The 24,010-nt window shown below is 60.2% G+C and carries 22 protein-coding genes and 1 pseudogene; 10 read left to right on the top strand and 13 right to left on the bottom strand.

From position 1 onward, the window contains the following. Nucleotides 1-16 precede the first annotated feature (16 nt). Nucleotides 17-268, bottom strand: coding sequence for a DUF1289 domain-containing protein (locus C3F36_RS00230; protein ID WP_104454219.1), 252 nt, complete (start codon nt 266-268; stop codon nt 17-19). 150 nt (nt 269-418) lie between these two features. Between C3F36_RS00230 and mltA the strand changes: the two genes are divergently transcribed. Next, the gene (gene mltA / locus C3F36_RS00225) at nt 419-1,570 is read left to right on the top strand and encodes a murein transglycosylase A (RefSeq protein WP_104454218.1); all 1,152 of its coding nucleotides are present in this window, start codon (nt 419-421) and stop codon (nt 1,568-1,570) included. A 111-nt stretch (nt 1,571-1,681) separates the two neighbouring features. On the opposite strand, the gene yfaE is transcribed toward mltA, so the two are convergent. The 5 genes from yfaE to ubiG form a co-directional block, all read right to left on the bottom strand. After that, a complete protein-coding gene (yfaE, locus tag C3F36_RS00220; protein WP_406568611.1) occupies nt 1,682-2,002 on the bottom strand; it encodes a class I ribonucleotide reductase maintenance protein YfaE in 321 nt (106 codons plus the stop codon). 48 nt (nt 2,003-2,050) lie between these two features. Next, nucleotides 2,051-3,184 carry a class Ia ribonucleoside-diphosphate reductase subunit beta gene (nrdB, locus tag C3F36_RS00215; protein WP_104454217.1) on the bottom strand — a complete coding sequence of 378 codons (1,134 nt, stop codon included), beginning with the start codon at nt 3,182-3,184 and terminating at the stop codon, nt 2,051-2,053. A gap of 79 nt (nt 3,185-3,263) precedes the next feature. Next, entirely contained in the window at nt 3,264-5,531 is a 2,268-nt protein-coding gene (gene nrdA / locus C3F36_RS00210; RefSeq protein WP_010674815.1) for a class 1a ribonucleoside-diphosphate reductase subunit alpha, read from the bottom strand. Between the two features lie 588 nt (nt 5,532-6,119). Next, the gene (locus tag C3F36_RS00205) at nt 6,120-6,806 is read right to left on the bottom strand and encodes an HAD family hydrolase (RefSeq protein WP_104454216.1); all 687 of its coding nucleotides are present in this window, start codon (nt 6,804-6,806) and stop codon (nt 6,120-6,122) included. Then, nucleotides 6,806-7,522, bottom strand: coding sequence for a bifunctional 2-polyprenyl-6-hydroxyphenol methylase/3-demethylubiquinol 3-O-methyltransferase UbiG (gene ubiG, locus C3F36_RS00200; RefSeq protein ID WP_010674813.1), 717 nt, complete (start codon nt 7,520-7,522; stop codon nt 6,806-6,808). The genes C3F36_RS00205 and ubiG overlap by 1 nt, the downstream gene beginning before the upstream one ends. 199 nt (nt 7,523-7,721) lie before the next feature. Between ubiG and gyrA the strand changes: the two genes are divergently transcribed. Together gyrA and C3F36_RS23535 are read left to right on the top strand one after the other, a co-directional pair. Continuing rightward, the gene (gene gyrA, locus C3F36_RS00195) at nt 7,722-10,469 is read left to right on the top strand and encodes a DNA topoisomerase (ATP-hydrolyzing) subunit A (RefSeq protein ID WP_104454215.1); all 2,748 of its coding nucleotides are present in this window, start codon (nt 7,722-7,724) and stop codon (nt 10,467-10,469) included. A 304-nt stretch (nt 10,470-10,773) separates the two neighbouring features. Next, nucleotides 10,774-10,947 carry a hypothetical protein gene (locus C3F36_RS23535; protein ID WP_199769635.1) on the top strand — a complete coding sequence of 58 codons (174 nt, stop codon included), beginning with the start codon at nt 10,774-10,776 and terminating at the stop codon, nt 10,945-10,947. Nucleotides 10,948-10,953: 6 nt separating this feature from the next. On the opposite strand, the gene C3F36_RS00190 is transcribed toward C3F36_RS23535, so the two are convergent. Beyond that, the gene (locus C3F36_RS00190; RefSeq protein ID WP_104454214.1) at nt 10,954-12,009 is read right to left on the bottom strand and encodes a PA0069 family radical SAM protein; all 1,056 of its coding nucleotides are present in this window, start codon (nt 12,007-12,009) and stop codon (nt 10,954-10,956) included. Nucleotides 12,010-12,183: 174 nt separating this feature from the next. Here C3F36_RS00190 and C3F36_RS00185 point away from each other — a divergent pair, with 174 nt between their 5' ends. Further along, complete coding sequence (locus tag C3F36_RS00185; RefSeq protein ID WP_199767334.1) at nt 12,184-12,774, top strand: tetratricopeptide repeat protein; 591 nt, start codon at nt 12,184-12,186, stop codon at nt 12,772-12,774. A gap of 3 nt (nt 12,775-12,777) precedes the next feature. Here C3F36_RS00185 and C3F36_RS00180 read toward each other — a convergent pair whose 3' ends face one another. Further along, the gene (locus tag C3F36_RS00180) at nt 12,778-12,993 is read right to left on the bottom strand and encodes a hypothetical protein (RefSeq protein WP_124245003.1); all 216 of its coding nucleotides are present in this window, start codon (nt 12,991-12,993) and stop codon (nt 12,778-12,780) included. 322 nt (nt 12,994-13,315) lie between these two features. On the opposite strand from C3F36_RS00180, the gene thrS reads away from it, so the two are divergent. The 4 genes from thrS to rplT all read left to right on the top strand — a co-directional run bounded on the left by thrS (nt 13,316) and on the right by rplT (nt 16,452). Beyond that, nucleotides 13,316-15,244 (top strand): threonine--tRNA ligase, encoded by a 1,929-nt coding sequence (gene thrS / locus C3F36_RS00175; protein WP_010674801.1) that lies wholly within the window; start codon nt 13,316-13,318, stop codon nt 15,242-15,244. Between the two features lie 3 nt (nt 15,245-15,247). After that, nucleotides 15,248-15,796 carry a translation initiation factor IF-3 gene (infC, locus tag C3F36_RS00170; RefSeq protein WP_026139078.1) on the top strand — a complete coding sequence of 183 codons (549 nt, stop codon included), beginning with the start codon at nt 15,248-15,250 and terminating at the stop codon, nt 15,794-15,796. An 86-nt stretch (nt 15,797-15,882) separates the two neighbouring features. Continuing rightward, the gene (gene rpmI, locus C3F36_RS00165) at nt 15,883-16,080 is read left to right on the top strand and encodes a 50S ribosomal protein L35 (RefSeq protein ID WP_005300673.1); all 198 of its coding nucleotides are present in this window, start codon (nt 15,883-15,885) and stop codon (nt 16,078-16,080) included. A gap of 15 nt (nt 16,081-16,095) precedes the next feature. Next, on the top strand, nt 16,096-16,452 hold the full coding sequence (rplT, locus tag C3F36_RS00160) for a 50S ribosomal protein L20 (RefSeq protein WP_010674800.1): 357 nt from the start codon (nt 16,096-16,098) through the stop codon (nt 16,450-16,452). A 122-nt stretch (nt 16,453-16,574) separates the two neighbouring features. On the opposite strand, the gene C3F36_RS00155 is transcribed toward rplT, so the two are convergent. Genes C3F36_RS00155 through C3F36_RS00145 form a run of 3 tightly spaced genes read right to left on the bottom strand, consistent with a single transcriptional unit; the run spans nt 16,575 to nt 20,410 of the window. Continuing rightward, the gene (locus C3F36_RS00155; RefSeq protein ID WP_104454213.1) at nt 16,575-17,735 is read right to left on the bottom strand and encodes a phage late control D family protein; all 1,161 of its coding nucleotides are present in this window, start codon (nt 17,733-17,735) and stop codon (nt 16,575-16,577) included. Next, nucleotides 17,735-18,226 (bottom strand): phage tail protein, encoded by a 492-nt coding sequence (locus C3F36_RS00150; RefSeq protein ID WP_104452358.1) that lies wholly within the window; start codon nt 18,224-18,226, stop codon nt 17,735-17,737. Before C3F36_RS00150 ends, C3F36_RS00155 begins: the two co-directional genes overlap by 1 nt. A 12-nt stretch (nt 18,227-18,238) precedes the next feature. Next, nucleotides 18,239-20,410 (bottom strand): phage tail tape measure protein, encoded by a 2,172-nt coding sequence (locus tag C3F36_RS00145; RefSeq protein WP_158656055.1) that lies wholly within the window; start codon nt 20,408-20,410, stop codon nt 18,239-18,241. 191 nt (nt 20,411-20,601) lie between these two features. Between C3F36_RS00145 and istA the strand changes: the two genes are divergently transcribed. Beyond that, nucleotides 20,602-22,167: an IS21-like element ISAs27 family transposase gene (gene istA / locus C3F36_RS00140; protein WP_043851823.1), complete on the top strand. Its 1,566-nt coding sequence runs from the start codon at nt 20,602-20,604 to the stop codon at nt 22,165-22,167. A gap of 22 nt (nt 22,168-22,189) precedes the next feature. Further along, nucleotides 22,190-22,945 (top strand): IS21-like element ISAs27 family helper ATPase IstB, encoded by a 756-nt coding sequence (gene istB / locus C3F36_RS00135; RefSeq protein WP_043851824.1) that lies wholly within the window; start codon nt 22,190-22,192, stop codon nt 22,943-22,945. Between the two features lie 17 nt (nt 22,946-22,962). Here istB and C3F36_RS00130 read toward each other — a convergent pair. Beyond that, a pseudogene (locus C3F36_RS00130) lies at nt 22,963-23,880 on the bottom strand (phage tail tape measure protein); the annotation flags it as partial. Beyond that, nucleotides 23,877-24,008, bottom strand: a complete 132-nt coding sequence (locus C3F36_RS00125; RefSeq protein ID WP_081045270.1) for a GpE family phage tail protein — start codon at nt 24,006-24,008, stop codon at nt 23,877-23,879. The gene C3F36_RS00125 and the pseudogene C3F36_RS00130, both read right to left, overlap by 4 nt. Nucleotides 24,009-24,010 lie beyond the last annotated feature (2 nt).

The following is a 24,010-nucleotide window of genomic DNA, read 5'->3' as shown; positions in this document are numbered from 1 at the left end:
AGGGGCAACGTGGGATTTAAAAATCCCAGCCTGGCGGGGGCGGCGGATCGGCCGCCTCTGCGGCCTGCGCCTTGCGGCGAGCGGCCTCGACCCTGGCCTTGCGGTTGCGGCACAGGCGCATCACCTCCTGCTGCTGGGCAGGGGTCATGGCAAGCCAGTTGAAACGCTCCTCGCGGCTTCGCAGGCATCCCTTGCAATACCCCTTGTTGTTCAGTTCGCAGACCCCGACACAGGGGCTCTGGAGCGGGAAGATTTCGAGCTGTTCCATCCATGACCTCTCACACCTTGTCACCTTGTTATAACCCAGAAGATCACGGCAGGAGAAATCCGTCGTCAGGGGCGTGAAGGCGTTTGCTTTCCCCGGGCAATTTTGGCATCTTCCCCGCCGTGCAAGACACTCGGTGTTATATGAGGACATATGAATAGACATGCGTACTGGTTGGCCGCCGCCGTGGTGGGGCTGGCCGGTTGTGCGGGCAACCCTGAACCGGTCAAGGTGCCCCAGAAGAAGGCGGAATCCGGATGTTTTCTGAACTGCGAGATCCCTGTGAATCTGGGCAAGCAGTATCTGGATGGTGCCCTGCCGGGGGATCTGGTGCGGGTGGAGCGGATCAACAGCCGCGCCCGCGCCGATTACAGCAAGTTCGGTCCCCAGAGCCGGATGGTGATGGAACGCTCCGGCCGCATGGCGAGCCGCTATGGGGAGCTCTACCGTCAACTCTCACGCTGGGTCGCCAATGGGGGCAATCCCGCCCATATCACCCAGTACGGCATCAGCCTGGCGCAGCTTGGCGGTGCCGACCGCATGGGCAACGTGCTCTTCACCGGCTACTACTCGCCGGTGCTGGAGGTGCGCCATCGCCCGGACGCCCAGTACAAGTATCCCATCTATGCCATGCCCAACTGCGGCGGTCGCTGCCCGAGCCGGGCCGAGATCCACCGGGGGGCGCTGGCCAACCGGGGGTTGGAGCTGGGCTACAGCAAGTCCCTCATCGACAACTTCCTGATGGACGTGCAGGGTTCCGGCTTCGTTCACTACGGCGATGACAACCGGCTGCAGTACCTCGGCTACAGCGGCAAGAACGGCCACGGCTATGTCAGCATTGGCCGGGTGCTCATCGACCGTGGCGAAGTGCCCGAGGAGCAGATGTCCATGAAGGCCATCAAGGAGTGGGCCAATCGTCAGCCGGAAGAGAGCGTGAAGGAGCTGGTGGAGCAGAACCCCTCCTATGTCTTCTTCGAGCGCCGTCCCACCAACGACGTGGTGGGGGCCGCCGGCATTCCGCTGTTGCCGATGGCGGCGGTGGCTGCCGATAAGACTCTGCTGCCCATGGGCACCCCCATCCTCGCGGAAGTACCGCTGCTGGACAAAGAGGGCAACTGGACCGGCAAGCACCAGCTGCGGCTGCTGATTGCGCTGGATGTGGGGGGCGCGGTGAAGAAGGGCCACCTCGATCTCTACCACGGTATGGGTGAGAAGGCCGGTGTCGCGGCCGGTCATTACAAGCACTTTGGCCGGGTCTGGAAGCTGGGTCTGCACCACGGGCCGACCGCCGCCCCCTGGTTGTAACGCAAGAGGGTCATGGCCCCTCATTTAAGAGACGGGACATTCCCATGAAAAAAGCCGCCGGAGCAATCCGGCGGCTTTTTGTTTGCGGGGCAGATCTGGCGACAAGGGCCGTCAGCCCTTTCGGATATCGAGCTTGATGGCGCCCACCGGCTGGCAGCAGCAGGGGAGGCACTCCCCCTGGGAGACAAAGGCGAGCGGGACGGCGGCGTAGTGCACCTTGCCCGCCAGCAGCGGGGTGCGGCAGGCGCCGCAATAGCCGCTGCGGCACTGGAACTCCACGTGATGGCCGTGGCGCTCCAGGGTCTCCAGCACGCTTTCGCCGGGATGGGGGCGCAGCACACCGTCCAGGGTCTGTACCTGGGGGGCTTGCCCCTCCGACGCCGTGGTGGCGGAATGCAGGGGCGCGTTCAGGGTGGCGGTGGCGTCACTCACGGACGTCGCTCTCCCGCATCATGGTCTGCCAGCAGAGGTCGCCTTGCATCACAGCTCGAAGTCACCCAGATCGTCGGCGTGCACTTCACTGTCTATCTGACCCACCAGATAGGAGCTTACTTCCACTTCCTGGGGCGCCACCTGCACGTTGTCGGAGGAGAGCCAGGTGTTGATCCAGGGGATGGGGTTCTGCTTGGTGCCGGCAAAGGCCGGTTGCAGGCCGACGGCCGCCATGCGCAGGTTGGTGATGTATTCCACGTACTGGCAGAGGATGTCCTTGTTCAGGCCGATCATGGAGCCGTCCTGGAACAGGTACTCGGCCCACTCCTTCTCCTGCAGGGCCGCTTCCTTGAACAGCTCGAAGCAGGCCTGCTCGCACTCGACGGCGATCTCCGCCATGTCGGGGTCGTCGTTGCCGCTGCGCATCAGGTTCAGCATGTGCTGGGTGCCGGTCAGGTGCAGCGCTTCGTCACGGGCGATCATCTTGATGATCTTGGCGTTGCCCTCCATCAGCTCGCGTTCGGCGAAGGCGAAGGAGCAGGCGAAGCTCACGTAGAAGCGGATTGCTTCGAGGGCGTTGACGCTCATCAGGCACAGGTAGAGCTTCTTCTTGAGCTCCCGCAGGCTGATGGTGACTTCGCGATCCCCGATCCGGTGGGCCCCCTCACCGTGCAGGTGATAGACGGAGGTGGCCTCGATGAGATCGTCATAGAAGTGGCTGATGGAGCCGGCGCGCTTCAAGATCTGCTCGTTGGTCACGATGTCGTCGAACACCTGGCCCGGGTTGTTGACGATGTTGCGGATGATGTGGGTGTAGGAGCGAGAGTGGATGGTCTCGGAGAAGGCCCAGGTCTCGATCCAGGTCTCCAGCTCCGGAATGGAGACCAGGGGCAGCAGGGCCACGTTGGGGCTGCGGCCCTGAATGGAATCCAGCAGGGTCTGGTACTTCAGGTTGGAGATGAAGATGTGCTGCTCGTGGGGCGGCAGAGCCTGGAAGTCGATGCGGTCGTGGGAGACGTCCACCTCTTCCGGGCGCCAGAAGAAGGAGAGCTGCTTCTCGATCAGCCGCTCGAAGATGTCGTGCTTTTGCTGGTCATAACGGGCCACGTTGACCGACTGGCCGAAGAACATCGGCTCCTTGAGCTGATCGTTTTGGGTCTGGCAAAAAGTAGAGTAAGCCATGGTTAGAATGCCGTGAAATAGGGAAAACAGGAGGGCGGGAGCTTGATGCTCCCGCCCGGTTTATCAGTGCGTTTCGCGGTTAGATCTTGCAAGCCCCGCCAGCGCAGCCGTCATCTTGCAGATCGGTCTGGGTGTCGTCGGCACCATCACGGGTGTTGTGATAGTAGAGGGTCTTGAGACCGTATTTGTAGGCGGTCAGCAAGTCTTTGAGCAACTGCTTCATCGGCACCTTGTTGCCTTCGAAGCGGGCCGGGTCGTAGTTGGTGTTGGCGGAGATCGCCTGATCCACGAACTTCTGCATGATGCCGACCAGCTGCAGGTAACCGTCGACGCTCGGCTGTTTCCACAGCAGTTCGTACTGATCCTTCAGGCGGTGGTACTCCGGCACCACCTGCTTGAGGATGCCGTCCTTGGAGGCTTTCACCGACACCAGGCCGCGGGGCGGCTCGATGCCGTTGGTGGCGTTGGAGATTTGGCTGGAGGTCTCGCTCGGCATCAGGGCGGTCAGGGTGGAGTTGCGCAGACCCACGGTCTTGATCTCTTCGCGCAAGGTTTCCCAGTCCAGGTGCAGGGGTTCATTGCACAGGGTGTCCAGATCCTTTTTATAGGTATCGATGGGCAGGATACCCTGGGCATAGGTGGTCTCGTTGAAGGCCGGGCAGGGGCCGAACTCGCGGGCCAGTTGCACGGAGGCCTTCAGCAGGTAGTACTGGATCGCCTCGAAGGTGCGGTGGGTCAGGGCCAGACCGGAACCATCGGAGTAGCGGGCACCGTTTTTCGCCAGGTAGTAGGCGTAGTTGATGACGCCGATACCCAGGGTGCGGCGGTTCATGCTGCCCTTCTTGGCGGCCTTGAGCGGGTAGTCCTGATAGTCGAGCAGGGCGTCCAGAGCGCGCACGGCCAGCTCGGCCATCTCTTCCAGATCTTCCAGCTTCTCGATGGCGCCCAGGTTGAAGGCGGAGAGAGTGCACAGGGCAATCTCGCCGTCCTCGTCATCCACGTTGTTGAGCGGCTTGGTGGGCAGCGCAATCTCGAGGCAGAGGTTGGACTGGCGCACCGGTGCCACGGAGGGGTCGAACGGGCTGTGGGTGTTGCAGTGATCCACGTTCTGGATGTAGATGCGACCGGTACCGGCGCGCTCTTGCATCATCAGGGAGAAGAGATCCACCGCCTTCAGGGTCTTCTTGCGAATGGCCGGATCCTGCTCGTACTTGACGTAGAGCGCTTCAAACTTGTCCTGGTCCGCGAAGAAGGCGTCATAGAGGCCGGGTGCATCGGACGGGGAGAACAGAGTGATGTCACCGCCCTTGATGAGGCGCTGGTACATCAGCTTGTTGATCTGCACGCCGTAGTCCATGTGACGGACCCGGTTTTCTTCCACGCCGCGGTTGTTCTTCAGTACCAGCAGGCTCTCCACCTCGGTGTGCCACAGCGGGTAGAACAGGGTGGCCGCACCGCCGCGCACGCCGCCCTGGGAGCAGCACTTCACCGCAGTCTGGAAGTATTTGTAGAAGGGGATGCAGCCGGTGTGGAAGGCTTCGCCGCCACGGATGGGGCTGCCCAGACCACGGATGCGACCGGCGTTGATGCCGATGCCGGCGCGCTGGGAAACGTAACGCACGATGGCGCTGGCGGTGGCATTGATGGAATCCAGGCTGTCGTCACACTCGATCAGCACGCAGGAGCTGAACTGGCGGGTCGGGGTGCGCACCCCGCTCATGATCGGGGTCGGCAGGGAGATCTTGAAGGTCGAGACCGCATCATAGAAGCGCTTGATGTAGTCCAGACGGGTATCTTTCGGATACTTGGAGAAGAGGCAGGCTGCTACCAGGATGTAGAGGAACTGCGGGCTCTCGTAGATCTCGCCGGTGACGCGGTTCTGTACCAGGTACTTGCCTTCGAGCTGCTTGACCGCCGCGTAGGAGAAGTCCATGTCGCGCCAGTGATCGAGGTAGCCGTTCAGCTCCTCAAATTCCGCCTGGGTGTAGTCTTCCAGCAGGTGCTTGTCGTACTTGCCCATGTCCACCAGTCTGGCGACGTGCTGATACAGGTGGGGCGGCTCGAACTGGCCGTAGGCCTTCTTGCGCAGGTGGAAGATGGCCAGACGGGCAGCCATGTACTGGTAGTCCGGGCTTTGCTCGGAGATGAGGTCAGCAGCAGCCTTGATGATGGTCTCGTGGATGTCGGCGGTACGGATACCGTCATAGAACTGGATGTGGGACTTGAGCTCCACCTGGGAGACCGACACGTTGTCGAGCTTCTCGGCAGCCCAGTCGAGCACACGGTGAATTTTATCCAGATCGATGGGTTCTTTGTGTCCGTTACGCTTCGTCACAAACAAGTTCATTGGCTGATGACCCCTTTCATTGATACCTGCCGGTATCGGTTGATTCCCGAAAAGCCATCGCACAATGGCGCAACCCGGCTCCGTCTGTCGAGGGAAACTGGGCAGGGATTGTGCGATGAATCACAAGATGTAGTGTTATTTTTAATGCGAACTACAAGATAGTGAGGTCGATGCGGTAATGCAATCTGTGGATAACGCATTAGCTGTGGATAAATTGTGGGTGTCGGGACGGGAGTTAGTGGACGCTCACAGCGAACGGGTTTTCATCCGTCCGATCCGTCAAATGCAAGTCCGGCGATCGAAGATGGAAAATTAAAATAACTTTTTTTGCTTGCGAAAGCAGGGTGTTTTTACTAGCAAATCCGGCCTGCTCATCCCTTGTGCAGTCAGGGTCAAAAGGTGTCCTGTTACGCCGTTCGGGGGGTTGCCAAGCCTGTAAAAAGAGGGATCGTCCGGGATCCCTCTGGTGTGCTGCGGGGAGAGCTGCGCGCCGGGGCCGATGCCCACATGGCCATCGGGACATCATCAAAGTTGCCCCGCAGATCCACCTCTATCCGGATGCCTTGTCGGTCATGGGCAATGAACGTGTCAGCTCAGCTCGTAACGCAGCCAGTGGTGCAGGGCCTGCACGGTATCAAAGTGAAGATCGGCGCCCCAGAGGGCGGGATCCTCGTCATCATTGAGATAACCCCAGCCAGCCACCGCGGTACGCATGCCGGCATTGCGGCCAGCCTCGATGTCGCGCACGTGATCCCCTACATAGAGACACTGGCTCGCCGTGATGCCGAGCCGCTCGCAGGCAAAGAACATGGGGGCTGGGTCGGGCTTGCGTACCGGCAGGGTGTCGGCGCTCACCGTCACGCCGCAACTGGCGAGTTCAGGCAGGGCTGCCAGGAGCGGTTCGGTGAGAAAACCCGGCTTGTTGGTGACAATGCCCCAGGGCAGCTTTTTCTCGTCGAGCCACTCGATGAGATCCACCATGCCTTCATAGGGGCGGGTGCCGACGCAGAGGTTGGCGGCGTAGTAGTCGAGCAGGGCGGTGCGAAGGCGGGTGGCCCCCAGCTCCTCGAGCAGCTCGTCACCAAGACCGGCCCTGAGCAGCCCGAGGGCCCCGTGGGAGGTGGTCTGGCGGATGATGTCGTCAGAGAGCGGGGCAAAGCCTTCGCTTATCAGCACGTGGTTGACGGCGGCGCCAAGGTCTGGGGCGGTGTCGAGCAGGGTGCCGTCCAGATCAAACAGCACGCAGCCAAGGGGCATCGGGTGAGGTGTGCTCATCAGCCTTGCTCCGGGCGCTCGAACGCCACCATGTAGTTGACGTCGACATTCTTGCCGAGCTTGAAGCTGTTGGAGAGCGGGGCGTAGTGAACGCCGCTCATGTCCCGCACCAGGAGGCCCGCCGCTTCCCCCATGCGACAGAGTTCGGCGGGGGTGATGAACTTCTTGTGATCGTGAGTGCCCTTGGGGACCATCTTCATCAGGTACTCGGCCCCGAGGATCATCATCAGATAGGCTTTCGGGTTGCGGTTGATGGTGGAGACGAACACCTTGCCCCCCGGCCGTACCAGGGTGGCGATGGCGCGCAGCACCGAGGCCGGGTCCGGCACGTGCTCCAGCATCTCCATGCAGGTGACTACGTCATACTGGCCCGGCACTTCATCGGCGTGGGCTTCGGCGGTGATCTGGCGGTACTCGAGCTCCACACCTTGTTCCAGCGCGTGGAGGCGGGCGACGCCGAGGGGCTCCTTGCCCATGTCGATGCCGGTGACCCGGGCCCCCCGGCGGGCCATGCTCTCGGAGAGGATGCCGCCACCGCAGCCGATGTCGAGCACGCGCTTGCCAAACAGGCCGCCGCTCTTGTCGGTGATCCAGTCAAGGCGCACCGGGTTGATTTGATGCAGCGGCTTGAATTCGCCCTCCATGTCCCACCAGCGGGAGGCGATGGCTTCAAATTTGGCGATTTCTGTCAGATCGACATTGGCATCACTATTCATGTTTTGATGATCCTGTGGCAAGGCACGCAGCGGGCTGGGCGCGCGCAATCTATTGTCCTGGCGCGCATTATAACGGACCGACCTCGTCGCACCAGCCCGATGTGCTCATCGGATTTGTGGCTTAATGTATTTGGCTCAGTGTGTTACCATGTCGCGCTGTTTAAGCCAAAGAACAACTAATTAGGGATTAAGGCTTTCTATGAGCGATCTGGCCAGAGAGATCACGCCGGTCAACATCGAAGAAGAGCTCAAGAGTTCCTATCTGGATTACGCCATGAGCGTGATCGTAGGACGAGCTCTGCCGGATGTGCGTGATGGCTTGAAACCGGTTCACCGCCGCGTTCTGTATGCAATGAACGAGCTGGGGAACGACTGGAACAAGCCCTACAAGAAATCGGCCCGTGTGGTCGGTGACGTAATCGGTAAATATCACCCGCATGGCGACCGCGCCGTGTATGACACCATCGTCCGGATGGCGCAGGATTTCTCCATGCGCTACATGCTGGTCGACGGTCAGGGCAACTTCGGTTCGGTGGACGGCGACAACGCCGCGGCCATGCGTTACACCGAAGTGCGGATGGCGCGCATCTCCCACGAGCTGCTGGCCGATCTGGACAAAGAGACCGTGGACTGGGTGCCGAACTACGACGGCACCGAGATGATCCCGGCTGTCATGCCCACCAAGGTCCCCACCTTGCTGGTCAACGGCTCCTCCGGTATCGCGGTGGGCATGGCGACCAACATCCCGCCTCACAACCTCACCGAGATTGTCAACGGTTGCCTGGCGCTGATCGAAAACGGCGACCTCACCATTGACGAGCTGATGACCCATGTCACCGGCCCGGATTTCCCCACCGGCGGCATCATCAACGGCCGTTCCGGCATCGTGCAGGCGTACCGTACTGGTCGCGGCTCCGTCTATGTGCGGGCCAAGGCTGAAGTGGAGGTGGACGAGAAGACCAGTCGCGAGACCATCATCGTCCACGAGATCCCCTATCAGGTGAACAAGGCTCGCCTGATCGAGAAGATCGCCGAGCTGGTCAAAGAGAAGAAAATCGAGGGCATCAGCGCCCTGCGCGATGAGTCCGACAAGGACGGCATGCGCATCGTCATCGAGATCAAGCGCGGCGAGTCCGGCGAGATTGTGCTGAACAATCTCTACAAGCACACCCAGATGCAGACCACGTTCGGCATCAACATGGTGGCGCTGGACAACAACCAGCCCAAGGTGATGAACCTCAAAGAGATCCTGGATGCCTTCCTGCTGCACCGCCGTGAAGTGGTGACCCGCCGGACCGTGTTCGAGCTGCGCAAGGCGCGGGATCGGGCGCACATCCTGGAAGGGTTGGCGGTGGCATTGGCCAACATCGACCCCATCATCGAGCTCATTCGCCACAGTGCGACCCCGGCGGATGCGAAAGCCGCCCTGGTAGCCAAGGGCTGGGAGCTCGGCAACGTGGCCGCCATGCTGGAAAAAGCGGGCGACGACGCGGCTCGCCCCGAGTGGCTGGAGCCTGAGTTCGGCATCCGTGAAGGGCAGTACTTCCTGACCGAGATCCAGGCCCAGGCCATCCTTGACCTGCGTCTGCACAAGCTGACCGGCCTCGAGCACGAGAAGATCCTGGAAGAGTACCAATCTCTGCTGGATCTCATCGCCGAGCTGCTGCACATCCTGGCAAGCCCGGAACGCCTGATGGAAGTGATCCGTGACGAACTGCTGGCCGTGCGCGAGCAGTACGGCGACGAGCGTCGCACCGAGATCAGCATGTCCAGTGCCGAGATCAACATCGAAGATCTGATCACCCCGGAAGACGTGGTCGTTACCTTGTCTCACCAGGGATATGTGAAGTATCAGCCGCTCTCCGACTACGAGGCCCAACGCCGCGGTGGTCGTGGCAAGTCGGCCACCCGGATCAAGGAAGAGGACTTTGTGGAGCGTCTGCTGGTGGCCAACACCCACGACACCATTCTGTGCTTCTCCACCCGTGGCAAGGTCTACTGGCTCAAGGTGTATCAGCTGCCGGAAGCGTCCCGTGGCGCCCGCGGTCGTCCGATCATCAACCTGCTGCCGCTGGATGAGGGTGAGCGCATCACCGCCATCCTGCCGGTGAAAGAATATGACGCCGACAAGTATGTGTTCTTCGCCACCGCCAACGGCACCGTGAAGAAGACCAGCCTGTCCGACTTCAGCCGTCCGCTCTCCTCCGGTATCCGTGCCATCAACCTCAAAGAGGGTGATGAGCTGATCGGGGTGGACATCACCGATGGCAGCAACGAGATCATGCTCTTCTCCGATGCGGGCAAGGTGGTTCGCTTCGCGGAAGGCAGCGGTCGCGCCGATGCCGATGCCACTGACGAAGTCGACACCGACGACGACGCCGGCAACGATGATGATGGCAGTGACAACGGCGAAGGCACCGAAAGCAAGGGTACCTTCAAGGGCGTACGTCCCATGGGTCGTACCGCTGCTGGCGTGCGTGGCATCAAGCTGGGCGCCGGTGACAAGGTGGTCTCCCTCATCGTGCCCCGTGGTGATGGTGCCATCCTCACCGCCACCGAGAACGGTTACGGCAAGCGCACCGCGCTGGACGAGTACCCGACCAAGAGCCGTGGTACCCAGGGCGTCATCTCCATCAAGGTGGATGAGCGCAACGGCAAGGTGATCGATGCGATCCAGGTCGAAGATACCGACCAGATCATGCTGATCACCAACGGCGGTACCCTGGTTCGTACCCGGGTGTCCGAGGTGAGCGTCATCGGCCGCAACACCGGCGGTGTGCGTCTGATCCGTACCGGTGAAGACGAGACCGTGGTCGGCCTGCAGCGCGTTGCCGAGAGCGACGAAGAGGAAACTGAGGCCCTGGCTGTTGAAGGAGAGGTGTCTGAAGGCACCGACACCGCAGCGGACGCTGGCGCCGTCGATACCGGGGAGGCGGGCGACGAGTAATCGTCCCCCTTTGTCCGGTGCAAAAGAGCGACCTTGATGGTCGCTCTTTTTTTGTCCGCCTCACCCCAGGTTCTCCCCGTCCTTGTGCTTGCCCTGGCGCCCTCTTTTCTGCTGCCAGGCTCCGTCTGCCGTGCATGCAGCCCAGCCTGCCACGGCGTCATCTTCCTGATATGCAGGGCTGGCCCCATCGCATCAACACGATTCCTTCACTCGGCTGTCATAGCCCTGTCATGACCGCCAGCCATGCTGCCTGCGTTGGATGAGGCCACCACAGAGGCAGGCATCGCTTGCCAGGAGCACTGTTATGACGAGTTGGGTAATGTGGGAGATCTGGTGGGGCCGGATGTGGGGAGGGCAGGAGAAGGCACGCCTTAGAGTGGATGAGGAGGAGGTGGCGCACGAGCCATCCCGCCTGCCTGCGGAGCTGATTGCACAGCGCCACCCAGCGGGGAGCTACCCGCCGAGACCACGGGGCTGATGGCGCTCAGAACAGACGTAACTGCTCGCCCGGGCGGATGAAGGCGGCTGTATTGAGTGCAATATGGCGCTTGCCCAGTTGCAGCCGCCTGCTGATCAGGCGAAAGCGCTGGGCGAGCAGGTCAGCAAACTGTCCTTCACCTCGCATGCGGCTGCCAAAGGTGGCGCTGTTGAGTGAGCCACCCCGGCTTGCCCGCAGTTGGTTGAGGATCGCCTCTTTCTGGCCGGGATAGTGCGTATCGAGCCAGTCGCAAAAGAGGGTGGTGAGCTCGTGGGGCAATCGCAGCAAGATGTAATCCGCACAGCCCGCCCCGGCGTCGACGGCGGCCTTGATGATCTGTTCCAGTTCAGGCTCGTTGAGCCTGGGGATCATGGGGGCGGCGAGCACACCGACCGGCACACCGGCCTTGGCCAGTCGTTCGATCACCTTGATCCGCCCAACCCCCGTGCTGGCCCTGGGCTCCAGCTGCCGCCTCAGCGTCTCATTGAGGGTGGTGACCGACACCATCACCTGGCATAGCCCTTCTCGGGCCAGCTCGGTCAGCAGATCGAGGTCGCGCAGGATCATGGCGCTCTTGGTGATGAGTCCTACCGGATGGCGATGAGCCAGCATCACCGTCAGGAGTGCGCGAGTCAGGCGATAGTGGTGCTCGATGGGTTGATAGGGATCGGTATTGGCCCCCAGCACGATGGTTTGTGGCTGATAGGCTGGCTTGGCAAACTCCCGTCGCAGCAACTCGGCAGCATTGATTTTGGCAAACAACTTGCTCTCGAAATCCAGCCCGGGGGAGAGCTCAAGGTAGGCGTGGCTGGGTCTGGCATAGCAGTAGATGCAGCCATGCTCGCACCCCTGATAGGGATTGATGGAGCGACCGAAGGGAAGATCCGGCGAATCGTTGTAGCTGATGATGCTGCGGGCGCTGATCTCCGTCACCTCGGTGCGGGGAGCGCTGGCGGCAAATGCCGCGTCCCAGTCGCTCTGACTCCAGCCGTCGTCAACTGGTTCGATTTGCGGGCCGCTGAAGCGGTGCTCGACATTGTGGTTCGCGCCTCGTCCTGCCATCACATCACCAATGCACTGTTTATATATACAGTTATTTTGCTGTGTAGCCCCTCAAACTGCAAGTTCGCAAAGAGCGACCCCATGAAAGAGGGTGAACCCAGGTGATCTCCTGCTTGATCTGTTGCTACATTTCGTTTACATAGACGAAATGCGAACCAGATCACGGAAAATGTCATGCAACCTACTATCGCCCGCTGGCTCTTCATCGCCCTCATTGCGCTGGTCATCTGGCGTCTGATCCCGCTCTCCACTGAGCAGGAGCTGGCGGCGGCCAACCGCGCCTGGCGGACAGGGCACTTTGATGAGGCGACCCGGATCTGGACGCCGCTGGCGGAGCAGGGCCAGCCACGGGCAAAGGCGCTGATGGGTTGGAGCCATGAAGTGGGGCAGGGGAGCGAGCAGGATATGGATCGCGCCATCCGACTCTATCGTCAGGCTGCGCAGGCGGGGGACGCTCTCGGCCAGTATCGGCTGGGAGAGGTCTATCTGCGCGGGGCCGGGGTGAAGCGGGATCTGCACGAGGCGTTTCGCTGGATGGAGCTGGCAGCCAGGAACGGTGATGTGCCCGCCATGCTGAAGGTGGGCATCCTGCAACTGATGGGGGTCAACGGGCGGGTTGAACTGGCCGAGGCGAAGCAGTGGCTCTATCAGGCCTCGCAAAAGGGCAACAAGATGGCACTCCAGGTGTTGCAGGAGATGGCGCTGGCCGAGGAGGGGCGCAGCGCCTTCGATTTCAATGGCCACTCTTTTCTGAACGCCGGCTAGGGATCAACGGCTGGCGGTGACTTTGCCGGGCGTCACGTCCGTGACATAGAGGGTACTGCGCTCGGCACTGTGGACGATGCTGCATACCTCCCGCTTGCTGCCATCGCCCAGGATCACCAGCTCACCGATATGGACGGGACAGTGAGTCGTGAGAAGGTGATCCGGATGAACCAGCTTTTCTGCATGCTCCGGAAATGAAATGTCGTAGGTGTACATCATGCCCCCCTTGCTTTGGCTGACGCCTCAATCTGGTACAGGGTATGGCAGCAGAAGGGCGCCCTCGCAAGTAGGACAGGTTGACACCCGCGCTTAGACGGTATGCAAAATCGCCAAGACAGCTTGTCTGGGTTGTCGCGTCTGATACAATCCCCCGCTGTACCTCTCAATGGATGGCCTTGCACACGCCATATGGTGTGCCACTGCCGTGTACCAACCGTATTGTGAACGGTGAAACTCGGGAGTGAACAGCTGGACATGAAAGGGTTTCTCCAACCTGCATGTGGCCTTTGGTAGGGGTCACCACTGTATAAGGAAACACCTAATGCCAATCATTACTCTGCCTGACGGCAGCCAACGTCAATTTGCCCACGCCGTTTCCGTCATGGATGTGGCCGCGGACATCGGTCCCGGTCTCGCCAAGGCGTGCATTGCCGGTCGGGTAAACGGTGAACTGGTGGATGCCTGCGAGCTGATCGAAGCCGATGCCTCCCTGGCCATCATCACCGCCAAAGACGAAGAAGGTCTGGACATTCTGCGCCACTCCTGTGCTCACCTGCTGGGTCATGCCATCAAGCAACTCTGGCCCCAGACCAAGATGGCCATCGGTCCCGTCATCGACAACGGTTTCTACTACGACATCGATCTCGACCGCACCCTGACCGACGAAGATCTGGCTGCCCTGGAAGAGCGCATGCTGGCGCTGGCCGCCAAGGATTACGACGTCATCAAGAAGAAGGTCTCCTGGCAGGAAGCGCGCGACGTGTTCGAAGCCCGTGGCGAGACCTACAAGGTCGAGATCCTGGATCAGAACATTGCCCGTGATGACCAGCCCGGTCTTTATCATCATGAAGAGTACATCGACATGTGTCGCGGCCCGCACGTGCCCAACATGCGTCATTGCCACCATTTCAAGTTGCAGAAGATGTCCGGCGCCTACTGGCGCGGCGACTCCAACAACAAGATGCTGCAGCGCATCTACGGCACCGCCTGGGCCGACAAGAAGCAGCTCAAGGCCTATTTGCAGCGTCTGGAAGAGGCCGCCAAGCGCGACCACCGCAAGATAGGCAAGCAGCTCGACCTGTACCACATGCAGGAAGAAGCGCCGGGCATGGTGTTCTGGCACAACGATGGTTGGACCATTTTCCGCGAGTTGGAAACCTTCATCCGTGGCAAGCTCAAAGAGTACGACTATCAGGAAGTGAAAGGCCCCTTCATGATGGATCGCGTGCTGTGGGAGCGTTCAGGTCACTGGGAGAAATACGCCCAGGCCATGTTCACCACCCAGTCCGAAAACCGCGAGTACGCCATCAAGCCGATGAACTGCCCGGGTCACGTGCAGATTTTCAACCAGGGTCTGAAATCCTACCGCGATCTGCCGTTGCGCATGGCCGAGTTCGGCTCCTGCCACCGCAACGAGCCGTCAGGCTCCCTGCACGGCCTGATGCGGGTACGGGGTTTCACCCAGGATGACGCCCACATCTTCTGTACCGAAGAGCAGATCATGGAAGAGGTGTCTGCGTGCATCCGCATGGTCTATGACGTCTACGGCACCTTCGGTTTCGAAAACATCGTGGTCAAGCTCTCGACCCGTCCGGAGCAGCGTATCGGCTCTGATGAAGCCTGGGATCGTGCCGAGGCCGCGCTGGCCGAGGCGCTGGAACTCAACGGCCTGAAGTACGACCTGCAACCGGGCGAGGGGGCTTTCTACGGTCCCAAGATCGAGTTCACCCTGCACGATTGCCTTGATCGTGCCTGGCAGTGTGGTACCGTGCAGCTCGACTTTGCCCTGCCGGGCCGTCTTGGCGCCACCTATGTGGGCGAAGACAACGAGCGCCACATCCCCGTGATGATCCACCGCGCCATTCTGGGCTCGCTGGAGCGCTTCATCGGGATCCTGACGGAAGAGTACGCCGGTCTGTTCCCGACCTGGCTGGCTCCGACCCAGGCCGTGGTCATGAATATCACGGATAACCAGGCCGATTATGCTGTGAAAGTTGCCAAGGCATTGAATGATGCGGGCCTTCGCGCAAAAGCGGACTTGAGAAATGAGAAGATTGGCTTTAAAATCCGCGAGCATACTTTGAAGCGAGTACCCTTCATGCTGGTCTGCGGCGACAAAGAAGTAGAAGCCGGCAAGATTGCAGTGCGTACTCGTAAAGGGGCTGACCTGGGCTCTTATCCTGTTGAAGAGCTGATTGCTCTGTTGACCCAGGAAGTTCAGACCCGCGGACAAAAGAAAGTGGAGGAATAAGCTATAAAAGGCGGAAAAAAACTGGGCAAGCAACCGCAAGCCCGCGCTCACCGGATCAATGAAGAGATCCGTCTGAAAGAAGTTCGTCTGACTGGTCTGGATGGTGAAGCCATTGGCATCACCTCCATTCAGGATGCGCTGAACTTGGCCCTTGAGGCAGGAGTGGATCTGGTCGAGATCAGTCCGAACGCTGAGCCGCCCGTTTGCCGGATCATGGATTACGGCAAATTCCTCTACGAAAAGAGCAAGACCACCAAAGAACAGAAGAAAAAGCAGAAAGTCGTCCAGGTCAAGGAAATCAAATTCCGTCCTGGCACAGACGAAGGCGACTATCAGGTAAAACTACGCAACCTGGTTCGCTTTCTGGAAGACGGGGACAAGGCAAAGGTCACTCTGCGCTTCCGTGGTCGTGAAATGGCCCACCAGGATCTTGGTATCAAGGTTCTCGAGCGCGTCAAGAACGATCTGGAAGAGCTGGCTGTAGTCGAATCGTTCCCGAAAGTCGAAGGCCGTCAAGCTGTGATGGTCCTCGCACCCAAGAAGAAATCTTAAGGCCCACAAGAAATTGACTCATGGGGCTGGCCCCATGAGTCGGTTCGCCTTGCGATTTTGTTGTCACTCACAATGCGGAGTATGAAATGCCGAAGATGAAAACCAACCGGGGCGCCGCAAAGCGCTTCAAGAAGACTGGCTCAGGTCGCTTCAAGTGCAAGCACAACCACCTGCGTCACATCCTGACCAAGAAGAGCAGCAAGCGTAAGCGTCAGCTGGGACCGAAGTTCTTTGTTTCCGCTGCCGACCACAAACGTGTTGTCGCTTGTCTGCCGTACGCATAAGGGGGGATGTGAAAAATGCCAAGAGTTAAACGTGGTGTGACCGCTCGCGCTCGTCACAAGAAAGTAATGAAAGCCGCCAAGGGTTACTACGGCGCCCGTTCCCGTGTCTACCGCGTAGCGGTACAAGCGGTAACCAAAGCTGGTCAGTATGCCTACCGTGACCGTCGCCAGAAGAAGCGTCAGTTCCGTCAACTGTGGATTGCACGTATCAACGCTGCAGCCCGTCAGAACGGCCTGTCCTACAGCCGTCTGATCGACGGTCTGAAGAAGGCTTCCATCGAGATCGATCGCAAGATCCTGTCCGATATCGCCGTTCACGACAAGCTGGCTTTCACCGCCCTGGTTGAAAAAGCTAAAGCAGCTCTGGTCTAATCCAGCTCTGTTATAAAAATAAAGGAGGCTCAGGCCTCCTTTTTTGTATCCTTAACCTGCTGTTTTTAATCACTTTTCCCTTTCCCGTGTCCACATATTGTCCGCAGGTTATCTGGATGTAGTCACTCCGGCAGTTCTTCCAGCTTCACTTCGAGCTGCAGGCGGTTGGTGAAGCCTTGGTTGGTGAGGTCGTGCACCACCTGGGTGAGCAGCCAGTCGGCCTCGTCAATCTGGGGTTTGAACCCTCTGACAGTGGTGGGTTGCTCCGGGTAGAGTTCAGGGCGGCCCATCGCCAGGGTGATTTGGAAGTCGGCCACGCCGCGTTGCAGCTTCTCCCACTCAGCCCGGGCGGCCCGCATGGCATTTGCCTGGCTGGCATAGACATGCCGCAGCTCTTTGACGTTCTCGCTGCTACCGACCAGCAGTTCGTTCTCTTGCTTGTTGACCATGACCCCCGGGGGCAAGGGCCGTTCCTGTTTCGGCTTGGTCTTCTTCTTGCGCTTCACCTCGACTTTCTTCTTTTCCGCCTCCTTGTTGTCTTGCCAGTAGGCGGTCACGCCGGTGTAGGCATCCCGGTCGGCAACCGAGAAGCGGTGTTGATCGCCATCCCGACGGGTGATGGTGATGGCCGGCAGAGGCTGACCGCTGACGGTGGTTCCCTGGCCTGCTTTGATAAACAGCAGGCGGCCATTCTTGACGGTGGTGATGCCATCGCACTGACCAGCCAGGCGGGTGAGGAAGGCGAGATCGCTCTCGTTGGCCTGGTCGATGTGGTCGATCAGCTGGCCCTTGAGTGAGTCACCCACGCAGGGCGTGAGCTGGTAGCGGGCAGCGACTTGGCTGACGATGCCGCTGACGGTGGTCTGGTGCCAACTTTGCTCACGCAGCTTGTTCATGCCGCCGCGCAGGTCGGCTGACTTGCCCCGGATGGTGAGCACATCCGGGGCCCCGCCGTGCTCCACCTCGTCGATCTTGTAGGTGCCCTTGTCGACCATGACCTGGCCTTGCCAGCCAATGAGGGCGCGTAGGGTGGCGCCCCGGCGTGGCATATCGAGCTGGCCGTCGCTGTCATCGAGGGTGATCTCGATGGTGTCGGCGGTGAAGCCCCGGTTGTCGGTGATGGTCATCGACATCAGGCGCGGCCTGATGGTGGCCGAGATGTCTTTGCCATCGACCAGTACCTGGTAAGCCGGTACCGGGTGGCCTTGGCGCAAGGCGTCGAGCGGATTGGTCAGCCCCAAGTTTTCGGCCAATCGCGTGCCGAACTGGTCGAAAGCCCCCATCAGAGAAGCCCCCCTAGCTTGTTGCCGATACTGCCGACCAGCTTGCCCAGGCCCAGGCGGCCAAAGAGGTTGCCCGCGGTGCGGCCCAGCAGGGTTTGGACAAGGGATCTGTCGTTGTCATCGACCCGCTTGAGCTTGATGGTGAACTCGATTTTACGGGCGGTGCCATCGCTGAAAAACTCGCTGCGGGTGGTGCTGATGCCCTCGATCACGAATGACCCACGCATGACGCCATCCCCCTGGATCAGGGGGAAAGCCTGACCACTGTCAGCCATATTGTTGAGCAAGTCGAGGGAGACGGGGCCGCCGGTCACTTCGGGCAGCAGCACCCCGCTCAGGGTGGTGGTTTCATCATCTGGGCCGAGGAACTGATAGGCAGGACGAGCACCGATCCGGTTATTGCCCGGATGGCGCCATGCCCGTTCGTCTTGTTGTGAGAGGGGGGCGAGGGTCGAGCGCATAAACACGAACCAGCCCAGGGTCATCATCATGGTGATTGCTCCTTAGTTGCGGTCGCCAAATCGGGCGCGGCCCTGTGCCTGGTTGGCCCGCTCGCTCTCTTTGAGCTTGTCCATCACCAGTTTGCCGAGCTGAGCTTCGTTCATTCCCGGCGCAGGGTTGACGGTGAGCTGGTAGAACGGCTGACTGTGGATGGTGGTGGTACTGACCTTGGGCTTGAGCTTCGGAGTGTCGGCGATACGGTGGCCATAGCCATTACCCCCCGCCAGTGCGGGTTGGGAGAGGTTGCCCGTCAGGTAACCCGACTGGCTCACCGATGCTTTCACCTCCGAACCGCCCTTCCACCAGTCCGGCAGCAGGTCGGTCATGGCGCTGATCTTGGTTTTCAGCTCTGCCCACTTATCAGAGATCCCCTTGAGCAGGCCATCTATCAAGTCAGAGCCAAATTTGGTGAAGTCGGCGATCACCTGGATGAATGATTTGCCAAGCCCGCCCAGCCACAGCCCGAACCGCTTGCCCGCGTTGGTTGCGCCGTCCAGCTCTTGCTGGGTGGTTTTGATGGGGGTTAACAGGTTGGTCATCCATTCCCAAGCAGAGCCGAGGGCGCTGCTGATGCCGTCCCATATCGGTTTGAGTGGGCTGAGGGCGTTGGCCATCGCCTCAAACGCGGGCGCGAACACGGCAGCAACCGGCCCAAGCCCCTCTTTGAGCCCTTGGAAGAAGCCCGAGAAGAATGCTTTTATTGGCTCCCAGTAACGGTAGATGGTCAGGGCTGCGATGCCGATGGCGGTGACCAGCAGGCCGATGGGGTTCATCAGCAGCAGCCTGCCGACGAAGGCGATGGTATGGCCCACCAGTTTCAGGCTACCCACCAAGCCGCCTTTGAGCAGGGATATCACACCACCGACACTGCCTTTGATCATGTTCATGGTGGTGCCCATGACGCCATTGGCTGCCACATAGGCGTAGGTGGCCGCGGTGGCGCTTCTTAGCCCGGTGGTCATGGCGGTGAATTTGGTGGCCGCGAGGGCCTTTGATGCGGCAAGCTGGGCGGTCACATAGCGCCAGGTGGCGGCGGTCATGACGCCCAGCTTGGCGGGAAGGCCTGCCATGCTGGTCAGCATGGATTTCATGCTGCTGCCCACCCCCGAGAAGGAGAGGCCCTTGAGGATGTTGCCGAGGGCGCTCCAATTGGTGATCAGGGGGGCGGCCATGCGGCTGTTGAGCGCCATCATTCTGGTGAACAGGGAGAGGCCCTTGCCTGCCTTGTCGGCTGAACCGAACAGGCTGCCGAGCTGGATCCCCATCGTGCCCATAGAGAAGCGCATGATGGCCATGGGGCCGAGCAGGGCGGCCACGGTCAGCGACAGGCCGCCGAAGGCGATGGTGATGACGGAAACGGCGGCGGCGACCTTGACGATGGTATTGGCCAGCTCGGGATTGGCCTCGACCCAGCGCCGTACCGCCCCCACGGTTTTCTGGATGAAGCCGATGATGTCCAGCAACGAGCCACGCAGCTGTTCGCCGAGGGCGCTCTTGACGTTCGCCATCCCGGCCTGCAACAGCAGCCACTGGGACGAGAGAGAGTCTTTGTCGATGTCGGACTCCCGCTGCATCGAGCCCTTGGATTTGACCGAGGTGGTCAGTTCCAGTTGGCGATTCAGTTCCGGCATGTTGTTGGCGAGCTTGGCGGCATCATCGCCGTACTCCTTGCCAAAGAGTTGGGTAGTCACCCGCAGTTGTGCTTCCGGTTTTAGGGTCTTTATCTTCGCCAGCACCATGCTGATGGTGCCCATGGCATCTTTGGTCATGCGGCGTTCGATGTCGGCACCATTGAGGCTGAGCTCTGCCAGTCCTGCATGAAATTGCTTGCTCTGCATGGTGGCAATGGATAGCTCGCGCACCATGGCGTTGGAGGCGCTGGCGGCGACTTCGGCGGAGGCGCCCAGACTGAGGAAGGTGGAGCCCAGCGCGGCGGCCTTCTTGTAGTCGAGCTTGTCAGCCACCCCACCCATGCGTTGCAGCACCTCGATGATGTCGCCGCCCTTGGATTGGGCGTTGTCGTCCAGAAAGTTGATGGCATCGCCGAGCTGTTCGATGTCACGGATGGGGATCTTGTAGAGGTTGGCGATCTTGCCCATGTCGTCGGCGAGCTGCTCGGTCGGCAACCCGAAGGCGGTGGCTGCTTTGGCGGTGGTCTTGGTGCATATTCCCACGCATGGCGATCGCTCAATAACATTCATGCCGATCACGTAATAACATCCATGCCGATCACTCAATAACATCCCACGCCGATCACTTTTTACCCTCGATGGGAAACCATGATCGGCATCCATGTTATTGGTGACTTTTTCTCCCCGCTTCGTTAAACCCGCACTTTCCCATCTGCTCCAACAGAGGAACGTGCATGTCTGCGAGGCCTATCACTGTGAGAAAACTCAAAGAAATTCTTCGCCTTAAATATCAGGCTCAACTGGCTCATCGGCAGATCGCCCTCAGCCTGCATATCTCTCCTAGCACCGTATCCTATTACCTCAACCGGGCGGCTCAACTGGGTATCATGACCTGGCCCCTGTCTGAGTCCTGGGATGATGTCTCCCTGGAGCGCGCATTTCTCAAGACCTGCTCTGTCCATAAAACTCAGCACAAACCCACTCCCAACTGGGCCTTGTTGCATCAGGAACTCAAAAAACCAGGTCAAAAAGGCGTGACCCTCGAGCTGCTATGGCAGGAGTACGCCGAGCGCCATCCAGGCTCCCACTACAGCTACAACCACTTCTGTCGGCTCTATAAAGAGTGGGCGGCGCTGCTGCAACCCTCGATGCGGCAGACCCATATTGCGGGCGAAAAACTCTTTGTCGACTACTGCGGCCAGACCATGCCCATTGTCGATCCGCATACCGGCGAGATCCTTTACCGGGCCCAGATCTTTGTCGCCGTGCTGGGGGCCTCCAACTACACCTTTGCCGAGGCCACCCGCTCCCAGCAGCTCGATGACTGGGTGATGAGCCACAAGCGCGCTTTCGAGTTCTTTGGCGGTGTGCCGCAATTGGTGGTACCTGATTGCCTCAAGAGTGCCGTCAGCGTGGCGCGCAATACCGATCCGGATCTCAACCCTACCTACCAGATGCTGGCGGCCCATTTCGGTACGGCGATCATGCCCGCGCGGCCCCGCAAGCCGAAGGATAAGTCCAAGGCGGAGGTGGGCGTGCAGATCGTCACCCGCTGGATCCTGGCGGTGCTGCGTCATGAAACCTTCCATAGCCTGGCCCAGCTCAATCAGCGAATGGGTGAACTGCTGACCCGGCTCAACCAGAAATCCTTCCAGAAGCTGCCTGGCTGCCGTGCCTCACTGTTTGCCGAGCTCGATGCACCGGCGCTCAAGCCGTTGCCGGATTATCCCTATCACTACACCAAAGTAGTGCCGGTGCTGGTTGGTAAGGACTACCACGTCGATCTGGAAAAGCACTATTACTCAGTGCCCTATGCCTTGCAGGGCAAGCGGCTGGAGGCGCATCTGGCCGAGCATACCGTCACGCTGTACCACGCGGGCAAGATCGTGGCCGAACACCAGCGGAGTCATCACAAAGGCCAGCACAGCAGCCTGCGTGAACACATGCCCGCGCATCATCAGGCACTGCTGGAGTGGTCGCCAGAGCGACTGCTTGGCTGGGCGGCGTCCATCGGCCCCTACACCACGCATTGGGTGGATGGCTTTATCCGGCAGGCAGAGCATTCGACGCAAGCGGTGCGCCCTTGCCTGGCCTTGCTGGGGCAGAGCAAAACCTATGGCAAGGAGCGGCTGGAAGCGGCCTGCCTCCGGGGGCACCTGACCGGCGCCAACCGGCTGCACAACATCCGCAGCATGCTCAAGCATGGCCTGGAGGAGCAACAACTCATTGCCAACGAGCGACAGGATCCGCTGCAAGACATCCGTCATGACAATGTCCATGGCGAGCACTACTTCCACTAACCCCACGGATCAGGAGAAGCCGATGCAATTACACCTCGATGAACAACTAAGCCGCCTGCACTTGAGCGGCATGAAACAGGCTCTGAACCAGCAGCAGGCCCAGAGCATGCTGTACCTGGATATGGGTTTTGAAGAGCGGCTGCAACTATTACTGAGCCATGAGCTGGTGCAGCGGGAGCAGAGGAAAACCAACCGCCTGGAGAAGCAAGCCCGGTTCCGGCTAGCCGGACAGGTGGAGCAGCTCGACTATCGGGCGGGTCGAGGCGTGAGCAAAGCGCAGATCCGCCAACTGCTGGAAGGACACTGGCTGAGTCATCAACAAAACCTGCTGCTAACGGGCGCGGCAGGCTGTGGCAAGAGTTACCTGGCGTGTGCCCTGGGCCGTTACTTTATCCGGCAAGGAGTGGGCGTGCGGTATTACCGGCTGAAAACCCTACTTGAAGAGATGCGACTGGCCCAAGCGGATGGCAGCTATCCGAAACTGCTGGAGCGGGTAAGCAACATAGGGGTACTGATCCTGGATGACTGGGGCATGGAGATGCTGGACGCGAGCGAACGCAGCAACCTGCTGGAGATCATCGATACCCGCTACGGCAACGTCTCAACGATAGTGGCGAGCCAATTGCCGGTGGAGAAGTGGTACGGGATGATCGGAGAGGCAACCTTCGCCGAGGCGATCTTGGACCGACTGATCCACAGAGCGGTGCGCGTGACCTTAACGGGAGAATCGATGAGAAAACAGGGCGCCAACTTGACCGATGCCGATCAGGCGGAGTAAAAGGAAGACGCTATAAACGCGGGCAGAAAAAAAGTGATCGGCATGATGTTATTGGCTGATCGACATGATGTTATTAGCCACTTGGCGAAGGCCAGCAGGTTCTCTTTGCCCTGGATGCCCATGCGGGCGCCCCCTTCGACCAGCGCTGCGATGTCGATGGCGCCGTTCAGCTGCGGGATCTCTTCGGCGATGTCTTTAATCGCCTTGGCCATGTCGTAGTAGACGTCGGTCAGCTGGCCGCTGTCGGTTCTGGCCCCGGCCACCTGTTTGGCCACCCCCTTCATGGCGTCTTCGAAGCCGGAATATTCCTTGATGGCGCTGTACACCGGCAGGCCGATGGCGGTACCGGCCGCAATACCGGCAGCGCCGTGGCCCGCTATCTGGCCGCGCAGCTCCTGGGTTTGGCGGTAGTTGGCCTTGACCTGGTTGAGGCGCTTTTGCTGGTCGGCCAGTTGGCCCAGCTTGGTGCGCTGAGAGTCGAGCACTGTGTTGGCTGCAGCCAAATCGGTCTTGAGGCGGCGCTGGTGTTCGCCGAGCTGTTTGGTGTTGATGCCGGCTTCGTTCATGGCGCGTTTCAGGCTGCCGTGACGGGCAACCATTTCACGCTCTTGCTGGGAGAGGTCGCGCACCTTCTGCTTGGCCTGCTCCATGGCCCGGGTCATGGCCTTGGTCGGCTGTTCTACCTTGGCGAACTGTTGGGCCATCTGCTGGGCATCACGCTGGGCTTGGTTAAGCTGGGCGCGGGTGGCGCCAATCTGGCGTCCCAGGGTGCGATAACCGTCAATCTGGCCGCTCTGAGTTTCCAGCTCTTTGATGCGCTTTTTGGTGGCGAGCAGGTCTTGAGCGGTCAGGCGGCTCTGGCCGCTGACTGCTTTGAGGGGGGCGGTGATCTTGTCAACCGCCCCGAGCAGGATTTGCAGTTTGAGAGGGTTCATTGTTCTTCGGCCCCGTTGATGCGGTTGTGAGTCTCAACGAGGCGTTGGTGCCAGCCCATCAGCTCGCTGATGTCCATGGCCGCCATCTCGGACGGCGGCCAGTGGGCGATGATGGCGATCTCTGCCATCA

Source organism: Aeromonas sp. ASNIH2, from assembly GCF_002934795.1.
In the GTDB taxonomy this organism is placed as follows: Bacteria; Pseudomonadota; Gammaproteobacteria; order Enterobacterales; family Aeromonadaceae; genus Aeromonas; species Aeromonas caviae.
This window is presented reverse-complemented; position numbering and strand designations above follow the sequence as displayed.

Coding starts and splice junctions, on each gene's coding strand:
- C3F36_RS00230 (WP_104454219.1), bottom strand. CDS start 268: ATGGAACAGCTCGAAATCTTCCCGCTCCAGAGCCCCTGTGTCGGGGTC.
- mltA (WP_104454218.1), top strand. CDS start 419: ATGAATAGACATGCGTACTGGTTGGCCGCCGCCGTGGTGGGGCTGGCC.
- nrdB (WP_104454217.1), bottom strand. CDS start 3,184: ATGGCTTACTCTACTTTTTGCCAGACCCAAAACGATCAGCTCAAGGAG.
- nrdA (WP_010674815.1), bottom strand. CDS start 5,531: ATGAACTTGTTTGTGACGAAGCGTAACGGACACAAAGAACCCATCGAT.
- C3F36_RS00205 (WP_104454216.1), bottom strand. CDS start 6,806: ATGAGCACACCTCACCCGATGCCCCTTGGCTGCGTGCTGTTTGATCTG.
- ubiG (WP_010674813.1), bottom strand. CDS start 7,522: ATGAATAGTGATGCCAATGTCGATCTGACAGAAATCGCCAAATTTGAA.
- gyrA (WP_104454215.1), top strand. CDS start 7,722: ATGAGCGATCTGGCCAGAGAGATCACGCCGGTCAACATCGAAGAAGAG.
- C3F36_RS23535 (WP_199769635.1), top strand. CDS start 10,774: ATGACGAGTTGGGTAATGTGGGAGATCTGGTGGGGCCGGATGTGGGGA.
- C3F36_RS00190 (WP_104454214.1), bottom strand. CDS start 12,009: ATGGCAGGACGAGGCGCGAACCACAATGTCGAGCACCGCTTCAGCGGC.
- C3F36_RS00185 (WP_199767334.1), top strand. CDS start 12,184: ATGCAACCTACTATCGCCCGCTGGCTCTTCATCGCCCTCATTGCGCTG.
- C3F36_RS00180 (WP_124245003.1), bottom strand. CDS start 12,993: ATGATGTACACCTACGACATTTCATTTCCGGAGCATGCAGAAAAGCTG.
- thrS (WP_010674801.1), top strand. CDS start 13,316: ATGCCAATCATTACTCTGCCTGACGGCAGCCAACGTCAATTTGCCCAC.
- rpmI (WP_005300673.1), top strand. CDS start 15,883: ATGCCGAAGATGAAAACCAACCGGGGCGCCGCAAAGCGCTTCAAGAAG.
- rplT (WP_010674800.1), top strand. CDS start 16,096: ATGCCAAGAGTTAAACGTGGTGTGACCGCTCGCGCTCGTCACAAGAAA.
- C3F36_RS00155 (WP_104454213.1), bottom strand. CDS start 17,735: ATGGGGGCTTTCGACCAGTTCGGCACGCGATTGGCCGAAAACTTGGGG.
- C3F36_RS00150 (WP_104452358.1), bottom strand. CDS start 18,226: ATGATGATGACCCTGGGCTGGTTCGTGTTTATGCGCTCGACCCTCGCC.
- istA (WP_043851823.1), top strand. CDS start 20,602: ATGTCTGCGAGGCCTATCACTGTGAGAAAACTCAAAGAAATTCTTCGC.
- istB (WP_043851824.1), top strand. CDS start 22,190: ATGCAATTACACCTCGATGAACAACTAAGCCGCCTGCACTTGAGCGGC.
- C3F36_RS00125 (WP_081045270.1), bottom strand. CDS start 24,008: ATGGCAGAGATCGCCATCATCGCCCACTGGCCGCCGTCCGAGATGGCG.